This window comes from Kribbella sp. NPDC051620 (assembly GCF_044453825.1).
GTDB lineage: Bacteria > Actinomycetota > Actinomycetes > Propionibacteriales > Kribbellaceae > Kribbella.
Map to the genome: position 1 here is coordinate 31,173 of NZ_JBITDB010000009.1, position 17,107 is coordinate 48,279.

The 17,107-nt window shown below is 67.6% G+C and carries 16 protein-coding genes; 9 read left to right on the forward strand and 7 right to left on the reverse strand.

The features are described 5' to 3' along the window. The first annotated feature begins 27 nt into the window (after positions 1-27). The 5 genes from ACIA12_RS36705 to ACIA12_RS36725 are packed head-to-tail and all read left to right on the forward strand — an operon-like array spanning position 28 to position 5,268. Positions 28-1,083 carry an amidohydrolase family protein gene (locus ACIA12_RS36705; RefSeq protein WP_396371955.1) on the forward strand — a complete coding sequence of 352 codons (1,056 nt, stop codon included), beginning with the start codon at positions 28-30 and terminating at the stop codon, positions 1,081-1,083. A gap of 1 nt (position 1,084) precedes the next feature. Next, positions 1,085-2,248, forward strand: a complete 1,164-nt coding sequence (locus ACIA12_RS36710; RefSeq protein WP_396371956.1) for an NAD(P)/FAD-dependent oxidoreductase — start codon at positions 1,085-1,087, stop codon at positions 2,246-2,248. Further along, positions 2,245-3,534, forward strand: a complete 1,290-nt coding sequence (locus ACIA12_RS36715) for an ABC transporter substrate-binding protein (RefSeq protein WP_396371957.1) — start codon at positions 2,245-2,247, stop codon at positions 3,532-3,534. Before ACIA12_RS36710 ends, ACIA12_RS36715 begins: the two co-directional genes overlap by 4 nt. Then, a complete protein-coding gene (locus tag ACIA12_RS36720) occupies positions 3,531-4,427 on the forward strand; it encodes a carbohydrate ABC transporter permease (protein ID WP_396371958.1) in 897 nt (298 codons plus the stop codon). Before ACIA12_RS36715 ends, ACIA12_RS36720 begins: the two co-directional genes overlap by 4 nt. Then, positions 4,420-5,268, forward strand: a complete 849-nt coding sequence (locus ACIA12_RS36725) for a carbohydrate ABC transporter permease (protein WP_396371959.1) — start codon at positions 4,420-4,422, stop codon at positions 5,266-5,268. Before ACIA12_RS36720 ends, ACIA12_RS36725 begins: the two co-directional genes overlap by 8 nt. Here the strand turns inward: ACIA12_RS36725 and ACIA12_RS36730 are convergent. The 6 genes from ACIA12_RS36730 to ACIA12_RS36755 are packed head-to-tail and all read right to left on the reverse strand — an operon-like array spanning position 5,258 to position 11,683. Next, the gene (locus tag ACIA12_RS36730) at positions 5,258-6,076 is read right to left on the reverse strand and encodes a DeoR/GlpR family DNA-binding transcription regulator (protein WP_396371960.1); all 819 of its coding nucleotides are present in this window, start codon (positions 6,074-6,076) and stop codon (positions 5,258-5,260) included. The two genes, ACIA12_RS36725 and ACIA12_RS36730, sit on opposite strands and share 11 nt — an antisense overlap. A gap of 5 nt (positions 6,077-6,081) precedes the next feature. Then, a complete protein-coding gene (locus ACIA12_RS36735; RefSeq protein WP_396371961.1) occupies positions 6,082-7,182 on the reverse strand; it encodes an SIS domain-containing protein in 1,101 nt (366 codons plus the stop codon). Continuing rightward, entirely contained in the window at positions 7,179-8,543 is a 1,365-nt protein-coding gene (locus ACIA12_RS36740; protein WP_396371962.1) for a hypothetical protein, read from the reverse strand. The genes ACIA12_RS36735 and ACIA12_RS36740 overlap by 4 nt, the downstream gene beginning before the upstream one ends. 22 nt (positions 8,544-8,565) lie before the next feature. Then, a complete protein-coding gene (locus tag ACIA12_RS36745; protein ID WP_396371963.1) occupies positions 8,566-9,402 on the reverse strand; it encodes a carbohydrate ABC transporter permease in 837 nt (278 codons plus the stop codon). Beyond that, on the reverse strand, positions 9,399-10,331 hold the full coding sequence (locus ACIA12_RS36750) for a carbohydrate ABC transporter permease (protein ID WP_396371964.1): 933 nt from the start codon (positions 10,329-10,331) through the stop codon (positions 9,399-9,401). The genes ACIA12_RS36745 and ACIA12_RS36750 overlap by 4 nt, the downstream gene beginning before the upstream one ends. Before the next feature lie 2 nt (positions 10,332-10,333). Then, on the reverse strand, positions 10,334-11,683 hold the full coding sequence (locus tag ACIA12_RS36755; protein WP_396371965.1) for an ABC transporter substrate-binding protein: 1,350 nt from the start codon (positions 11,681-11,683) through the stop codon (positions 10,334-10,336). A 159-nt stretch (positions 11,684-11,842) separates the two neighbouring features. Here ACIA12_RS36755 and ACIA12_RS36760 point away from each other — a divergent pair, with 159 nt between their 5' ends. Continuing rightward, positions 11,843-12,598: a DeoR/GlpR family DNA-binding transcription regulator gene (locus tag ACIA12_RS36760; protein WP_396371966.1), complete on the forward strand. Its 756-nt coding sequence runs from the start codon at positions 11,843-11,845 to the stop codon at positions 12,596-12,598. Positions 12,599-12,663: 65 nt separating this feature from the next. Here the strand turns inward: ACIA12_RS36760 and ACIA12_RS36765 are convergent, their stop codons facing one another. Continuing rightward, positions 12,664-13,413: an aldo/keto reductase gene (locus tag ACIA12_RS36765; RefSeq protein ID WP_396371967.1), complete on the reverse strand. Its 750-nt coding sequence runs from the start codon at positions 13,411-13,413 to the stop codon at positions 12,664-12,666. An 80-nt stretch (positions 13,414-13,493) separates the two neighbouring features. Between ACIA12_RS36765 and ACIA12_RS36770 the strand changes: the two genes are divergently transcribed. The 3 genes from ACIA12_RS36770 to ACIA12_RS36780 all read left to right on the forward strand — a co-directional run bounded on the left by ACIA12_RS36770 (position 13,494) and on the right by ACIA12_RS36780 (position 16,148). Then, a complete protein-coding gene (locus ACIA12_RS36770) occupies positions 13,494-13,955 on the forward strand; it encodes a hypothetical protein (protein ID WP_396371968.1) in 462 nt (153 codons plus the stop codon). A 501-nt stretch (positions 13,956-14,456) separates the two neighbouring features. Then, positions 14,457-14,852: a ClpX C4-type zinc finger protein gene (locus ACIA12_RS36775; protein ID WP_396371969.1), complete on the forward strand. Its 396-nt coding sequence runs from the start codon at positions 14,457-14,459 to the stop codon at positions 14,850-14,852. Between the two features lie 18 nt (positions 14,853-14,870). Further along, positions 14,871-16,148 carry an MFS transporter gene (locus ACIA12_RS36780; RefSeq protein ID WP_396371970.1) on the forward strand — a complete coding sequence of 426 codons (1,278 nt, stop codon included), beginning with the start codon at positions 14,871-14,873 and terminating at the stop codon, positions 16,146-16,148. Positions 16,149-17,107: the final 959 nt, after the last annotated feature.

Sequence of the window (17,107 nt, forward strand, 5' to 3'; positions counted from 1 at the left end):
ATCTCGCACTCGCGAAACGAGGGATGTATGTCCGAGCCACTCGCCGACGTGCGCCTGCGCGACTTTGCGCCGGTGTCGATGATGACCGCCCAGACCACGTACGTGACCGAGCCCGCCGCTCCGATCGTCGACGTGCACAACCACCTCGGCCGCCGGCTGACCGGAGTCTGGCAGGTGCCGGACCCGGACGCGTTGATCGCGATGATGGACGCGGCCGGCGTCGCGACCATCGTGAACCTCGACGGTGAGTGGACCGACGAGCTCGAGGCGAACCTGGATCGCTACGACCGTAAGTACCCCGGGCGGTTCGTCACCTTCGCCCGGGTGGACTGGAACGACACGTCGACGCCCGGCTGGGGTGACCGGATGGCTGCCTCGCTGACCGACTCGGTACGCCGCGGCGCCGCCGGCCTCAAGCTCTGGAAGGACATCGGCCTGCGCGTACGCGACGAGCGGGACGAGCTGATCTTCCTCGACGACGAGCGGCTGGAGCCGTTGTGGGACGCGCTCGCCGACAGCGGCGTCCCAGCGCTCATCCACACAGCCGATCCGGCCGCGTTCTTCCAGCCGCTGGATGCTCGCAACGAAAGGCTCGAGGAGTTGCTGCGGCATCCCGACTGGCACTTCCACGGACCCGAGTTCCCGCCGTTGCAGCGCCTGCTGGACGCGTTCGAGGCGGTCGTCGCCGCACACCCGCGGGTACGGTTCATCGGCGCCCACGTGGGGTGTCTGGCGGAGAACCTCGACTGGGTCGAGCAGATGCTCGACCGCTACCCGAACTACCGCGTCGACATCGCCGCGCGGCTCGCCGAGCTCGGCCGGCAACCGCGGCGTACCAGGGCATTGATCGAGCACCACCCCGACCGGGTTCTCCTCGGCACGGACTGCTCGCCACCCGAAGCCGCCGACTACCAGCTGTACCTGCGTTTCCTGGCGAGCTCCGACGAGGCCTTTGCCTATTCGACCGAGCAGCCACCGCCGACCGGCCGTTGGACGATCTCGGGCCTCGGGCTCCCGGACGACCTCGCCGCCAAGGTCGAAGGAGACAACGCCCGCGCCTTCGTCCCGGCACTCAGGACGTGAAATGGGTGACTACGACCTCATCATCATCGGCGGCGGCATCGTCGGCGCGAGTGCCGCGCTGGCCGGCGTACGGAAGGGCGCCCGGGTCGCGCTGATCGATGCCGGACTGGCCGGTCGCGCGACCGACGCGGGAGCGGGCATCGTGTCACCGGTCGCCCTCGACCGCGGCGAGCAACGTCCCGAGTGGACGGCTCACATCACCGAATGCGTCGGGTACTACGAGAGCCTCCTGGCCGAGCTGGACGCGGTCGACCCGGCGGGTGCTGGATCGGCCACGTACGAGCAGGTCGGCGAACTGGTCGTAGCCGGCGACGACCCACATGAGCAGGCAGCGCTCGACGCAGTGGCCGAGCGCCTGTCCACCCCGGAGGGCCGCCGAGCCCACGGGATCACCAAACCGGTGGAGATCGTCGAGGACGTTCGCACGTACTGGCCCGAACTGCGGCGCGACCTGCGCGGCCTGTTCATCACCGAGGTCGGGCGAGTCGTAGGTTCCCGCTTGCACGACCGGTTGCTGACCGCGGCCCGCCGGCGAGCGCAAGCGCAGTCCGAGGGCGCAGTACTGGAGATCATTCCCGGTGCGGGGATCCTGGACCCGGACTCCCCGCGGGTCCGCGTCGGGCACCGCGTGCTGGAGGGCGGAGCCGTTCTGTTCGCGACCGGCGCCTGGGCGACCGCAGACCTCGTCCCGTACGGCGTCCAGGTCCAGGTCCGGCCGATCCGCGGCCAGCTTGTGCACCTGCGTCTTGACGGACAGCAAACCGGCATGCGACCCGTGGTGAACACCCCGGGTGCCGGCTACTTGCTCGGATTCGACGACAGGGTCGTTGCGGGGGCGACGCACGAGGACGTCGGATTCGATGCGCGCGTCACCGCGGGTGGGCAGTACGCCGTACTGCGAGCCGCTCTCGACCTCGCACCGGGCCTGTCCGCGGCCACCGTTCTGGAGACCAGGGTCGGTCTCCGGCCCGCCACCAGCGACGGCCTGCCGTTGATCGGGGCAGTGGCGCCGTCAGTCCACGTCGCGACCGGGCTCGGCGCCTGGGGGCTGACCCTCGGCCCCCTGCTCGGCGAGCTAGCGGCGCGGCACGCGCTCGGGGAACGACTACCCGAACGTCTCGACTTCCTCAGCCCAGGCCGTCCCCTCACGAAGGAGTCCGCATGAACACGGTACGACGAATTCGCCGGCGCCTGCTGCCCTTGTTGCTGGCGGCACCTTTGGTCGCTGCGGCGGCCTGCTCGGGTAGCTCCGGATCGGGCGGCGGCGACGAGCACGTCACGCTCACCTACGCCATCTGGGACCAGGCCCAGGCCGCCGCGATGAAGCAGATCATCCAGGAGTTCCACGGCACGCACCCGAACATCGACGTACAGGTCCAGGTGACGCCTTGGGAGAGCTACTGGACGAAACTCCAGACCAGCGTCACGGCCGGCACCGGACCGGACCTGTTCTGGATGACGATGGTCTACGCGAAGTACTACGCCAGCGGCGGCGGCATCGCACCGCTCGACGACCAGATCAAGAAGTCGAAGCTCGACCTGGGCGCGTACGTGCCCGCGGTCACCGAGGCATACACGTTCGGCGGCAAGGTGTACGGCGTACCGAAGGACGTCAACGGGTTCGGGCTCTGCTACAACAAGACGCTCTTCGACGCCGCGAAGGTGAAGCACCCGGACGATTCCTGGACCTGGGACGACGTGGTCGCCGCGGCGCAGAAGCTGACCAACCCGCAGAAGGGCGTCTACGGTTTCGTCGCGCCCGAGGCGGACGAGCTGAGCTGGTACCTCACCGTTCCCCAGGTCGGCGGCCAGGTGATCTCACCCGACGGAACCAGCTCCGGGTACGACAAGGAGGCCACGATCAAGGGCATCCAGTTCTGGACCGACATGATCACCAAGTACCACGTCTCACCGACCCTGCAGCAGACGACCGACACCGATCCGCTGGCGATGCTCACCTCGGGGAAGGTCGCGATGCGGTACTGCGGGTCCTGGGAGCCCGAGGAGATCGCCGCCGTACCGTACGGCAAGGCCAACATCGCCATTGCTCCCTTGCCGGCCGGACCTGACGGGAACCGGAACTACTACAGCAACGGCCTCGCGAACAGCCTGTCCGCCAAGACGAAGCACCCTGACCAGGCGTGGGAGTTCCTGCAGTTCCTCGGGTCGGACCGCGCCGCCGAGATCCAGGCGAAGACCGGCACCGTGATCCCGGCGTACCAGGGCCACGCCGACGCCTACGCCAAGGCGATGCCGGAGTTCGACCTGCAGGTTTTCGTCGACCACCTGAAGTATGCGCAGCCGTTCCCCGCGTCCACTGACACCGCGGCCTGGCGCGACGCGGCGACGAAGCAGTTCGCCGACGCGTGGACCGGCAAGGCTCCGGTCGCCGACGTGTCCCGGCGAGTCGCGGAGACGATGAACCGGGCCTTGGCGAAGGAGAAGAAGTGAGCGTCCGGCCGCGACCGCCGACCCGGGACAGCGGCTGGTGGGCAGCGATGCTGTTGCTGCCCGCCGCCGCGGGGCTGTTGGTCTTCGAGATCTGGCCGACCTTCCAGACCGTCTACTACTCCTTCACCAGTTGGGGAGCGTTCGGCGGGCACGCCTGGTCGGGGCTGGAGAACTACCGGTCGCTGATCGCGGACTCCGATGTCTTCCACGCCATCGTCAACACGACGATCATCAGCGCGATCTCGCTGCTCGCGGTCCCGCTGTCCACCGTCGTGGCGGCGTTGCTGAGCCTGCCCGGGATGCGCGGAGTGACGATCTACCGAACCCTGTACTTCCTCCCCGTCGTCACCCTTCCGGCGGCGGTCGCGCTGACCTGGAAGTACCTGTTCAACGGCGACTACGGGCTGATCAACTGGCTGCTGTCGAAGGTCGGAGTCGACGGCCCGCACTGGCTGTCCGACCCGGCCACCGCGATCTTCGCGATCAGCATCGTCGGCGTCTGGGGATCGATCGGCTACAACATGGTGATCTTCCTGTCCGGCATCCGCGGCATCCCGACCGACTACTACGAGGCGGCCGAGCTGGACGGTGCGGGACGGGTGGCGCAGTTCTTCCACATCACGGTCCCACTGCTGACGCCGTCGATCTTCTTCGTCACCGTGATCACGGTGATCAACTCGTTGCAGGCTTTCGATCTGGTGTACCTGATGGTCGGTCAGACGAGTCCGGCGATCACCAGGACCGAGACGCTGGTCTACCTCTTCTACCAGCGCGGGTTCGCTGAGCACGACGGCGGCTACGCGGCCGCCATCGGCGTACTGCTGCTGCTGGCGACGCTGATCCTGACCGCGGCCCAGTTCAGGCTGCAACGGAGGTGGGTGCACTATGGCTGAGCTCGTCCGGCCCAGGAGGCAAAGGCGGCGCCTGCGGCATCCGGTCGCGCACCTGGTCCTGTGCATCGGAGCGATCTTCATGGTGGGACCGTTCCTCTGGCAGCTCTCGACCTCGCTGCAGACCTTCGGTGAGTCGGTCAGCGTGCCGCCGACGTTCGTGCCCGACTCGCCGCAGTGGTCGAACCTGTCGACCGTCTTCACCGCGTTGCCGTTCGGCCGGGAGCTGCTCAACACCACCGTGATGACGATCGCGCGAACCGTCGGCCAGGTGCTGTTCAGCGCGCTGGCCGGTTTCGCCTTCGCCCGGATGCAGTTCCGCGGGCGCGGTGTGCTGTTCGCGATCTTCCTCTCGGTGACGATGGTTCCGTACCAGGTGTTCCTGCTGCCGCAGTACCAGATCATGCAGAAGCTGGGGCTGCTGAACACGGTGGTCGCGCTTTTCCTGCCCGGCATGTTCAGTGCCTTCGGCACCTTTCTGATGCGGCAGTTCTTCCGGCAGTTGCCGATCGAGATCGAGGAGGCGGCCAGGATCGACGGTGCGAACATCGGGCAGATCTTCTGGCGGATCATGCTGCCGATGGCGGCGCCCGGGATGATCGCGCTCGGCGTACTGGTCGTCATCTGGTCCTGGAACGACCTGCTCTGGCCGTTGGTGGTGAACTCGGATCCCCGGCAGATGCCGGTGTCGGCCGGACTGGCCAGCCTGCAGGGTCAGTACACGACGAACTTCCCGGTACTGATGGCCGGCTCCCTGGTCGCGAGCCTGCCCGTCATCGTCGTGTTCGTCGTCTTCCAGCGACAGTTGATGAGCGGTATCGCGTTCTCCGGCGTCAAGGGCTGATCCGGGCGAGCCGCACGGTGACCCCGAGGGCCCTCAGCCCCGCGAGCTCGTCCGGATCCGCCGACGCATCGGTCACCAGTACGTCGATGGCCGATGCGTCGGCGACCTTCGCCACGGTCGCCCGGCCGATCTTCGAGCCGTCCGCGACCACCATCAGCCGGTGGGCGTGCGACACCATCGCGTAGTTGGTCCGCGCCTCGGTCGGGTCGTGGGTGGTCACACCGTGCGCCACGCTCACCCCGTCGGCGCCGAGGATCGCGACGTGAACACTGATCCCGTTGAAGGCGCTCTCCGCCAGGCTGCCGACCAGTTCGAACGAGTTGGCCCGGAGCACACCACCGGTCATGATCACCTGGAGGTTCGGCCGGGCCGCGACGGCCGCCGCGGTCGTCAACGCGTTCGTCACGATCGTCAGCCGCCGCCGGGTGCCGAGCTCACGAGCCACCTCGGCGGCGGTCGAGCCGCCGCCGATCGCCACTGCGAGCGGCCTGTTGGACGGGAGCAGCGCGGCGGCCACGACGCCGATCGCGTGCTTGGCGCGTGGTCTGCGGATGTCCCGCAGGCGGACCGGAAGCTCCGGGCCGGTGGCCGGCCGGGCACCGCCGTGCGTCCTGCTGATCAGGCCCTGCTCCTCGAGGTGCGTCATGTCGCGGCGCAGCGTGGCGGCGGACACGCAAAGCTCACGGCACAAGCAATCGACCGACATCAGGCCCCGCTCACCCAGCAGGTTGAGAATCTTGACCAGCCGCTGGGTGCGGCGCGGCGACGGTTGCCAAGAGCGCACGGCAGGGGGCGTGGCCGTACCCATGACAATTACGGTTGCAGCGGGTGGATGGTCACGCCCTGGACGACGCGGTTCACCTCGCCGTCAGGGAACGGGTTGTCGGGCGTCCGGCCAAGCGCCACGGAGAAGCTCAGCGCGAGCAGTTGGGCGATCACGACGAACGGCAAGGCGAGCAGCGCATCGCTCACGTCGGCAACACCGGCCACCTGCAGGACGCTGTCCCGGTCGCCCGGCTGGGCGTCGACGACCAGCACGTTGTCCGGGCCGATCGCGGCGCGGAGCTCGGTCGCGATGTCCTGGTCGTACTGCCGCGTGTAGGGATCGTTCGACAGGTAGACGACCGCCAGCGTACGTTCCTCCAGCACCGCCTTCGGCCCGTGCCGGAAACCGAGAGGGGTGTCGTAGTAGCTGACGACCATCCCGGCGGTGAGCTCGAGAAGTTTCAGCGCCGACTCCCGGGCGAGACCGGCCAGCGGGCCGCTGCCGAGGTAGACGATGCGCTCGTAGCGGCGGGTGGCGTAGTCCGCCAGTTCGTCAGCCCGGGCGAGGATCTGCTCGGCGGCGGAGGCGAGCTGTTCGGCGAGCTGGAGGTCGTGCTCGGGAGTCAGCACCAGCCAGGCTGTCAACAGCATCGAGGTGAAACTCGACGTCATCGCGAAGCCCCGGTCATTGGTTGCCGGAGGCATCAACAGCACAAGGGACGACGGATCGTCCGCGTGCGTGCGGGCCAGCTGCCCGTCGGCGTTGCAGGTGATGACCAGCTGATGGACCGATCGCAGGCAGCTCACCGCCAGCTCCGTGGCGGCGACACTCTCCGGGCTGTCACCCGATCTGGCGAACGAGACCAGCAGGGTCGGTACGTCCTCGGCGAAGATCTCCCGCGGGCTGGACACGATGTCGGTGGTGGCGATCGCCTCGACCCGGCGGCGCAGGCTTCTCGACAGCGCCGGAGCCAGGATCTCGCCGGCGAACGCCGACGTGCCGGCACCGGTCAGGACGATGCGCAGGTCGGGCTGCTCGAGCACCGGCCCGAGGAACTTCTCGACCTGCGTCGATCTCGCCGCCATCATCGCGGCCGCCTCGCGCCACACCGCGGGCTGCTGGTGAACTTCCTGATCTGTATCGGTCATGCCGGCATCTCTGCCAGGGCGAAGCGATCGAGCAGCGGCCCGTGCGCGTCGATCGCGTCGTCGAGGATGCCGGTGGCAACGGTCAGACCGTTGACCAGCGGGTCGAGGGCCAGGGCCTGCAGAGCGAGCGCGCGATCACCGGTCAGAGCTGCCTGGACGGTGATCTCCTGCTGCTGTGCCCGCGCGGACAAGACAGCGGCGATTCCGCCCGGCAACGGCCCGACGCCCAGGCCGATGATGCCTGCGGCGCCAACCACCGCCGGTACCTCGACGACGGCTGTCGGCGGGAGATTCGGGATCTTGCCCTCGTTCGGCAGGTTGACCGCGAGCTCGACGTGATCCTTGCCGGTGATGATCGCCTCGGCGATCCCGACCAGGCGTTCTGCTTCTTGGTTGTCGGTCCGGGGGAGTGGGGCTTTGCCGTCGGCCTGGGCGTGCAACTGCTCCCACAGGTCGTCTTTCTGACCGATGTACCGCATGGTTGCATCGCGGCCACCCTGCAGGCCCCACGGCAGGTTGGTCTCGTCGGCCGGGCTGCCGTCGGCGGCCCGCAGGTAGCCGGCGAAGAACTCGGCGACGTGCCGGTCACCCGGCGCGGGGTACTTGCCGAAGGTGCGCATCAGATCTGCCGAGACCGCGAGGTGGACGCCTTCCTCGCCAGTCGACTCAGCGTCGATGCCGCCGGCCCGCTCGGCGACCAGGCGGCGCAACCGCGGATACATGTCCTCGGTGCCATGGCGCAGGTCGAGCAGCCAGCAGAGATGGTTCAGTCCGGCGAAGATCGCGCTGAGCTCGCCGCGGTCGTAGCCCAGGTCGGCGGTCAGCTTGGCGAGGGTGTGCATGGTGCCGTGACACAGGCCGACCGCGTTCAGGCCTGTCTCGGCGGTGATCGCGCGGACGTTGGCCGTCAGCGGGTTGGAGTAGTTGATCAGCTGAGCCTCGGGCGCGAGATCGGCGACGTCGCGGGCGATCGCCACGAGTTCGGGCACGTGCCGCAATGCCCGCAGTACGCCGCCAGGCCCTACGCTGTCGCCGACGGTCTGGGCGATGCCGTACTTCGCCGGTACTTCGACGTCGGCACGCCAGCCGGCCGCGGCGCCGACCGCGATCGTCGTGGTGACGAACCGTGCGCGTGGCAAGGCCTCCCGCCGGTCGACGTGCGGAACGAAGGTGAGGTCGGCGCCGCGCTCGGTCGCGATCCGGCGGCCGACCTTCGCCATGGTCTCCGCGGCCTCGCCGTTCAGGTCGACGAGGTGAACCGTCCAGCCGTCGAACGTCCGAGAGGCCGCGAGGTCGGTCATCAGGCCGGGCGTGAACACGGTGCTGCCGGCGCCGATCAGGACGATGGAGTTGTCGCTCACGAATTTCCCCTTCAGTGGATGTCTATTTGGTGCTGCCGGCCAGCAGGCCGTTGACGATGTAGCGGTTGAACGCCAGGGCCAGGGCCGCGGGGACGACGATCGCGACGATGCCCGCGGCGTTCAGCAGGGTGGACGGCACCACGTGCCTGCCTTGCAGGGCAGCGATGACGACCGTCAGCGGCTGGGTGGACAGGTCGCTGGACAGCACCAGCGGGAACAGGAACTGTCCCCACGCGAACAGGAACGTGATCAGCGCGGTGGAGATGATGCCCGGCCGGGCCAGCGGCAGCAGCAGGTACCAGAGCACTTGGAGGCGCCGGGCGCCGTCGATCAGCCCGGCCTCCTCGATCCCGTCGGGCAGGCTGGCGAAGTAGTTGTGCAGGATCCACGTTGCCAACGGCAAGAATCCGGACACGTAGACCAGGACGATGCCGGTGTAGGTGTTCACCAAGCTGAACGTGCTCATGATCCGGTACAGCGGGATCAGGGTCGTGTACGCCGGGAACGCCATCGTGGCCAGTACGGCGTAGAAGAGGACGTTGCGGCCGCGGAACCGCATCCGGGCGAAGGCGTAGGCCGCGAGGGTGGCGAGCACCACGGTCACGATGGTCGCTGCCCCGCACTCGACGACGATGTTCACCGCTGACCGCCGGACCTGCGCCGGGATGTCGCTGTCTCCGGAAAGCAGGGTCTTGTAGTTCTGCAGCGTGGCGTTCGTCGGGAGGTAGTGCGCGGGCCGCGCGCGGGCGTCGGTCTCGGTCTGCAGGCTGGTCTTGAGCGCCCAGTACACCGGTCCGAGCGACCAGATCAGCAGCAGCGCGACCCCGAAGCCGCGCAGGCCGGTACGACGCTTCGTCATAGCTCGACCTTTCGGTAGACGAGGCGGACGACGACCAGCGAGACGACCAGGGTGACGATGGTGATCAGCAGGGACAACGCGTACCCCTTGCCGAAGTCGAGGTCCTGGAAGCTGATGAAGTAGGTCTGCATGGTGACCGACGAGCCGGTGTTGGCCGCGCCGTTCAGCACGTAGGGCTGGTCGAAGACGTTGAGGGTGGCGATCACCGCCTGCACCATGGTCACCGCGATCCCGGGCCTGGCCAGCGGGAGCGTGATCCGGCGGAACGCTCCCCATGCCGAACAGCCGTCGATCTGGGCGGCCTCATAGAGTTCGCTCGGGATGAGCTGCAGGACGGCGAGGATCAGCAGGACGGACAACGGTGCGATCTGCCAGACCTGTACCAGCTCGATCAGTGCGATCGTGAGGAACCGGTTCTGGCCGAGCAGTACGGCGTTGCCGTCGCTGAGGTGCAACGACGACAGCACGCTGTTGATCAGGCCCGCGTTCGGATCGAAGATGCCGCTCCACAGGATGCCCTCGACCACGCCGGGCATCGCCCAGGGCAGGATCAGGACGGCGATCACCAGGCTCCGGCCACGGAACGGTCGCTGCAGGACCACTGCGGCCCCGATGCCGATCAGCGTGGACAGGGTCACGCCGATCACGACGTACAACGCGGTGTTGCCGATGCTGCCGACGACGGCGTGATCCTTGGCCAGCCGGACGAAGTTGCCCAGTCCGTCGAACCTGGTCGGCGGGTCCAGGGCGTCGACCTTGTAGAAGGACTGCACGATCGTGAACACGGCCGGTACCAGCGCCAGGCAGGCGATGAAGATCATCACCGGCGCGACCAGGAGGTAGGGCAGCAGATCGACACGGGACCGCCGTACCGGCTTGAGGCCTGGCGCCGGTCCGGTGGTCCTGACTTCGGCCGTGGTCGCCGTCACGGTCACGACCCCGACGCCAGCTGGTCGGCGGTGTCGGCGATCGCCTTCATCGCCTGCTCGACCGACATCGACCCGGTGGCCGCGGCGTGCAGGTTGGTGTAGACCGCGTTGGAGAACTTCGGGTACCAGGACGGAGCGCCGCCCTCGAAGACCGGCTTGGAGCCCTGCAGCATCGGTACCAGTTCCGCGCCGCCGATCAGGCTGCCCTTCGCGGTCATCTGCTTGACCGCCGAGAGGTGCGACGGGATCGGGTACGTCGCGAATGTCTTCTCCGGGCCGTTCACGCCGGCGAAGTCGGCCTGCTGCTCGGTGGCGGTGAACCACTCGATGAACTTCGCCGCCGCGTTCGGGTACTTGGCCTGCTTCGGGATGCCGATGCCGTCGGGATTGCTGAGGTTCGCGGCCGGGCCTGCCGCGCCCGGCGTGGGAATGTACGTCACCTTGCCGACGACCGACGACGACTTCTTGATGTTGTACAGCGTGCCGACGTTGCCGGAGTAGTCGGAGAAGGTGCTGGCGACCTGGCCTCTGGCCATCAGGTTCTGCATGCCCTGTGAGTCGGTGACGTTGATGTTGCCGGGTGGCACGAGGCCGGTCTTCAGCGCGTTGACCATCCAGTCGGCGGCCTTGTAGCCGGCCGAGTCGGGGCTGGTGAACTGCGGCTTGCCGTCCTTGTCGAGAACCGTGCCGCCGAAGGCGCCGGTCGTCTCGTACCAGTAGGTCGAGAGTCCTTCTGCCGCCGCGAAGGGGATGTTCAGCGGGTGCTCGGCGACGCCCTTCGCCTTGATCGTCTTCAGCGCGGTCGTGTACTCGTCCATGGTCCGCGGAGCCGGGTTGACGCCTGCTCTCTGGAACATGTCGGTGTTGACCGTCGTCACCATGAACGAGGCGTCGTACGGGATGCCGACGACATGCCCGTCGACGGTGAACGAGGCGAGCTGCGGTACGTCGGACTGCATCGCCTTCGTGTCCACGTAGGAATCCACCGGATAGAACCAGCCGAGCTTGCCGAGCTGGCCGACCCGGGACCAGTCGACGTTGGTGGCGTCGGCGAAGTACGTCTTCGCCGTGGCCGCCGCCGAGATCTTGTTCTGCAGGCTGTCCCAGTCGAGGTTCACCCAGTTGACGGTGATGCCGGTCTGTTTGGTGAAGGCGTCCATCGCCGCTTTGGGCGGGGCGTCCGAGGCGAGCGCGACGGTGATCGTGACGCCGCTGGTCTGGGTCGATCCGCCGCTGCTCTGCTTGTTCCCCGTTGAGCCGCAGGCGGCGACCAGGGTCAGACTCGCGATTGCGGCCAGCAGTCCGGCGCTCCACCGGGTGCGGCCGGTGCGGTGGCTTGTGCTCCTCAGCATGGTTGCTCCAAAGGTCTTACGTGGTGCGCAGTTGCGCATCACTCCATGCGCGAATGTGATCGAAGTTAGTTTCAAAGAAAACTAACGGTCAAGTATTTCGTATACATGCGCAGGAACTTGAGCGAATGCGCAGTTGGTGCGCAGTTGTACAGTGCCGCTGTGCGGAAGTCCGAGCGGTTCAGCGAGATCCTCGATCAGGTCGGCCGGCACGGCACGGTGGACGTGACCGCGCTGGCCACGGCGCTCGGTGTCTCGGGCGCGACCATCCGCCGCGATCTGCAGACGCTCAGCCGCAACCAGCTACTGGTCCGCACCCACGGCGGAGCAGTGTCCAACGAAGCAGGCGACGAGAAGCCGACCCGGGTCAAGGCGGCGATGCGGCAGCTGGAGAAGCGCAGCATCGGCCGAGCCGCCGCGGCGCTGGTCGAGGACGGCGCGGTGGTCGGCATGACCGGCGGCACCACCGCCCTCGAGCTGGCCCGCGCGCTGGCCCAGCGGCGTGGGATCACCGTCGTCACGAACGCGATCAACATCGCGTCCGAACTCGTCGGCCACCCCGGGATCCGGCTGGTCCTGATCGGCGGGATCGCACGCTCGACGTACGAGCTGGTCGGGCCGGCCGCGGAGGCGATGCTCGCCAACTACCACCTCGACATCGCCTTCATCGGCGTCGACGGCCTGACCCCGGAAGAAGGCTGCACGACGTACGACGAGATGGAGGCGCAGACCGACCTGGCGTTCCTGCGCCGGGCGCACCGCAGCGTCGTGATCGCCGACAGCTCGAAGATCGGCCGGGTGACCTTCGCCCGCATCAGCCTGCTCTCCGGCGTCACGGACATCCTCACCGACCGAGGCGCCCACCCCGACCAGCTGGCCGCCCTCCGCCGCACCGGAGTCCGCGTGACAACGGTCTGAAGCCGGGTCCAGCGCGTTCGTGAGGCTCTCGCTTTGGAGCTGCCCCCTTCGGGGTGCGGCGCGGCTCAGCGGTTGACGTAGCTCATGTGGGTGGAGTTGTAGCGATCGCCGTGCACACCGATACGTTGGGCGAGGGTGTCGAGGTCGGCGTGCTCGTCGGCGGACAGACCGACGGTCTTGACGTGGTCGGCGAGGGCTTGGTTGGCGGCGAGGTTGCCGGCCTCGAAGCGTGGGACGCGGTTGCGGATGTCGGCGTCGGTGAAGGTAGTGGAGGTGTCGACGGTGCCGGTGAGGAAGCCCTTACCGAGCGGACTGAAGGGTACGAACCCGATACCGAGTTCGGCCAGGGTGGGCAAGACCTCGTCTTCGGGGTCGCGGGTCCACAGGGAGTACTCGCTCTGCACGGCTGTGAGGGGCTGGACGGCGTGCGCGGCACGGATCGTGGCTGCGGCTGGCTCGGAGAGTCCGAAGTGGCGGACCTTGCCTGCGGTGATGAGTTCGCCCACGGTGCCGGCGACGTCCTCGATCGGCACGTCGGGATCAACGCGGTGCTGGTAGAACAGGTCGATCCGATCGGTGCGGAGCCTGGTGAGCGACTCTTCGGCGACGCGGCGGATTTGCTCGGGTCTGCTGTTGAGCCCGATGCTCTGCCCGCCCTGGATGTCCCAGCCGAACTTGGTGGCGATGGTGACCTGGTCGCGGATCGGTGCGAGGGCCTCGCCGACCAACTCTTCGTTGTCGTACGGGCCGTACACCTCGGCGGTGTCGTAGAAGGTGACGCCGTGGTCGACGGCCGAGCGCAGGACGGCGATCATCTCGTCGCGGTCGCCGGGATTGGGACGTCGGTGAACTGGGCGGGCGGGTTCTTCGCGGTCGCGGCCCGGGGAGGATCTTCATGGTCGGGTTTCCTTCTCGGCCTGGCCGGCCGGCTGGTGTGCTGGAGCCTGAGTGGTCACTGTTGCGGCCCAGCTCGCCAGCAGGCGCAGGCGTTCCTCGCTGGGGGACCCGGCGCCGGCTGGTTCCCGCACAACCCGCCGCTTTCATGGTTTTCGACCTGCTCTCGGTCGACAACGTCGACGTACGGCCGATGCGCTGGACAGCGCGCACCCGCCTGGAAGCCCTCGCGACAGGCTGGCAGCCACCGCTGCAACTCTCACCGGTGACAGCCGCCGAGGCCGAGGCGCGGGAATGGCTGGACGCGTTCAGGACCACCGGCGTGGAGGGGCCGGTGATCAAGGGCGCGACGACCCGTTACTCGCCCGGCCGGCGCGACTGGTCGAAGGTGAATTCTGTTGGGTTGCGGTGTGTCCGGTTCCTCCGCGATGCGGGTGTCGTGCCTGGTCAGCGGGCTGCGTGAGGTCTGCCCGTCGTGCGCGACGGGTGTCGCAGACGGCGCTGTTCAACTGATGCCAGCATGTGGACGGAGTTCCGGCTGCCCGGCCGGCGGCTTTGATACTGGGCGGGTGAAGACGGGGAACCGACCGCCATCTTCACTGAGCTCGTCAAGCACGAGCCTGCCTTGCCGCTCGACTCTCTTGGTCCGAAGTCGTTGCTTGGTCTGGCTCGCGGTGACCTTCCTTGACTATGGCTGACCAGTTGGGGAACATTCCCCTAGGCGAGTTCCGCGCCTCCCCCGTCGGCGTTCCCAGCAGGCCGGCATCTGGGGCAAAGGGGATAGGTGTCCTCGGGTCGATGTCCGCTTCTGATTCCGCAGGCGCGCTGGGGCGCAGGTCGGAGTGCAGGGACGGTCATGACCAAGAACAAGCACCTCAAGCGGCGAGCCAGGTCCCTGGCTGCGTCGACCGGTCAGCCCTATGCGACGGCTCTGCGGGCAATCCGCTCACAACAGGAGACTCGCATGTCATCGATTCTCAACCCGACCCCAGCCACGGATGCGTCGTGCTCGTTCTGCAGCACGCCCGAGCCCACCGTGCGACGACTCGTCGCGGGTCCTGGCGGCGTGTTCATCTGTGATGAATGCGTCAACCTGTCTGCCAAGATCATCGCCGAGACGGGCGCAGAGGACTCCGCTCGAAGTCGCGCCGCCTACTTCGATCCTTCGGCCGAGGTCGCGTTGGCGAGGCTCGGTGGACTCGTCCGTAGTGCGAAGCGTGTCGACACTCAACTGGTCAGTTCGGTGAGTCGCCTTCGCGAACAAGGGACCGACTGGACCGCGATCGCGGCTGCGGCAGGGATGGACGTCGAGTCCCTCCAGGCGCGCCTCGATCGGGCCGAACACCCGAACTCGCACTAGCTCACGGCGCGCAAAGTCATGGAAAAGAAGGCGATGCGGACCGGCGAGACTCCCGGCAACGAGGCACGGCCTCCGACGTCCATCTGGCGTAATCGGGCCTTCAGACTGATCTGGGGCGCGCAGACGTTGTCCGACCTGGGTTCTGGCATCACCACGCTGGCCTACCCACTGTTGATGTTGGCCCTGACTCAGTCTCCGGCGCAGGCCGGAGCGGTCTCGGCGGTGTGCACGCTGCCGTACCTCCTGTTCGGCCTCGTCGCGGGCGCGCTCGCAGATCGCTGGAACAGGAAGCGCGTCATGGTCATCTGCGATAGCTGCCGCGCGCTGAACATGCTGTCGATTCCACTCGCCCTGTGGTTGTGGCATGTCAGCCCGATCCAGCTGTACGTCTCGGGGTTCGTCGGCGGCGTGTTGTACGTGCTCTTCAGCGCCGCGGACGCAGGCGCCCTGCCGAACGTCGTGGAGAAGAATCAGCTCACCTCCGCGGTGGCGGCGCTACAGACGACCAGTTCGGCGGCGGCCGTGCTGGCCCCACCATTGGGCGGAACCCTCTTCCAGCTCTTTCGTGGCTTGCCGTTCATCGCCGACGCCGTCTCCTACCTGGTCTCGGCGATCGCACTGTCCGCGGTTCGGCTCGACTTCCAGCAGTCGCGGGAGAAGGCCCGCACGAAGCTGCGCTCAGACATTGCGGTCGGCTTGCGGTGGCTGTGGTCCCACCCGATCATCCGTACGGTCGCGACGGCTGCGGCAGGGCTGCAACTGGCCATGGCCGGCGCGGAGTTGGTCGTCATCATCGCCGCCCAACGAGCACATGCGTCGGCGGCAGTCATCGGCGTCGTACTCTCCAGCATCGGGATCGGAGGAATTGCCGGCTCAGTCATCGCTGCGCGGCTCAGAGCCAGGTTCGGGTTCGGCCGGATCCTCATCGGCGTGATGTGGTCCCAGGCCGTTCTGTGGGTTCTGATCGGCTTGTTCTCCCACGTCCTGCCCATCGTCGCCGTACTGCTGGCGGTGTTCGTTGCGACCGCACAAGTCTTCGGCATCACGTCCTTGGGCTATCAGCTGTCCGTCACCCCCGACAACCTCCAGAGTCGTGTGGGCACCGCGTTCAAACTGATTGCCTGGAGCAGTTTCCCAGTGGGAGCCGGCATCGCCGGGGTGCTGCTCGACCGGTTCGGTCCGGCAACCACAAGCCTGGCGTTCGGTGCCTGGGTCTTCGCCTTCGCCCTGATGGCCAGCCGGTCGCGCGGTGGCCTACGCAGACTCTCCAACGACCCGACCGCCGCGACCCCGTAAGGAGCGCCACAAGACCGAAAACCCAAAGGACCCGTGCCACGGGTACGGAGTTGACCTCATGAAAATCAACCCGCGTCGCAAGCGGCGCGGGTGTCCGGGTGAGACCTACGGCCTGCGCCCTCACCCCGGCCGGGCTGTCCAAACGGGTTGAAGGCCTGGTGGTCAAAGGTGCCGCGAGCCGGTATACCGCCGGCCGCGGCTGGATCATCGGCGGCTCTGGGGGCGGTCCTGCGGCCTGCTGGACCTGGGCATCCGTGGCCGGACGATATCGGAACCGGCCGGTGGGGCGGGAAGTCGGACAAAGTCGCGTCCCGAAGTCGTCTGCACAGATGTTCGTAGTCATCAGCAATCGCCGCTACGTCGATCCGGAAGCTGGGCTACCTGCGGGCCGGGCTTGTCTGCGCCGGCGCGGGAACCGGGCGCTCTCCCAACGATTGTGCAGGTCAAGCGACAGAGACGACAGCTCGTCGGTGAGGGAGGTTTCCTCGATCTGCTCAGCGTCGGCGGCCGTGCCGTCCAGAAGCGTGTTGGCGAGCTGGGCGCTGTTGGCCGTCTCGGCTTCCGCCAGGTCGGCCAGTTCCTGCCCGCGCGCGTTCCAGCCCCTCGGACTGTTCGTCGACGTGGGAGTACGCGGTGTACAGCGCAATGGTGGAGGTCTGCACCGTGACATAGCGGGTCGTAGAGCGCGGCCGATTGACCCGTGCGATCTCGGCGTTGAGGCGCTGCTGGTCGGCGCGCACGCGGGCGTTGTACGCGCGTACCTCGCGGTTGTACTGGTCGACGCCGCGCTTCACCTTGCGACGCCGGGTCGGAGGACCAGTAGCCGGGCTGCCAGGTTGTACTGCGTCAGTTCGGCCGGTACCTGGAGGCCGAGGTGATTGAGGAGGTCGGCCAGTTTGGTGTCGAGTTCTTGCCCGACCTGCGCGATGCGTGGGTCGTTGAAGCTGTCGAATTGGGTG

Coding starts and splice junctions, on each gene's coding strand:
- ACIA12_RS36745 (WP_396371963.1), bottom strand. CDS start 9,402: ATGACGAAGCGTCGTACCGGCCTGCGCGGCTTCGGGGTCGCGCTGCTG.
- ACIA12_RS36735 (WP_396371961.1), bottom strand. CDS start 7,182: ATGACCGATACAGATCAGGAAGTTCACCAGCAGCCCGCGGTGTGGCGC.
- ACIA12_RS36780 (WP_396371970.1), top strand. CDS start 14,871: ATGGAAAAGAAGGCGATGCGGACCGGCGAGACTCCCGGCAACGAGGCA.
- ACIA12_RS36755 (WP_396371965.1), bottom strand. CDS start 11,683: ATGCTGAGGAGCACAAGCCACCGCACCGGCCGCACCCGGTGGAGCGCC.
- ACIA12_RS36775 (WP_396371969.1), top strand. CDS start 14,457: ATGTCATCGATTCTCAACCCGACCCCAGCCACGGATGCGTCGTGCTCG.
- ACIA12_RS36715 (WP_396371957.1), top strand. CDS start 2,245: ATGAACACGGTACGACGAATTCGCCGGCGCCTGCTGCCCTTGTTGCTG.
- ACIA12_RS36725 (WP_396371959.1), top strand. CDS start 4,420: ATGGCTGAGCTCGTCCGGCCCAGGAGGCAAAGGCGGCGCCTGCGGCAT.
- ACIA12_RS36705 (WP_396371955.1), top strand. CDS start 28: ATGTCCGAGCCACTCGCCGACGTGCGCCTGCGCGACTTTGCGCCGGTG.
- ACIA12_RS36770 (WP_396371968.1), top strand. CDS start 13,494: ATGGTCGGGTTTCCTTCTCGGCCTGGCCGGCCGGCTGGTGTGCTGGAG.
- ACIA12_RS36710 (WP_396371956.1), top strand. CDS start 1,085: ATGGGTGACTACGACCTCATCATCATCGGCGGCGGCATCGTCGGCGCG.
- ACIA12_RS36765 (WP_396371967.1), bottom strand. CDS start 13,413: ATGATCGCCGTCCTGCGCTCGGCCGTCGACCACGGCGTCACCTTCTAC.
- ACIA12_RS36730 (WP_396371960.1), bottom strand. CDS start 6,076: ATGGGTACGGCCACGCCCCCTGCCGTGCGCTCTTGGCAACCGTCGCCG.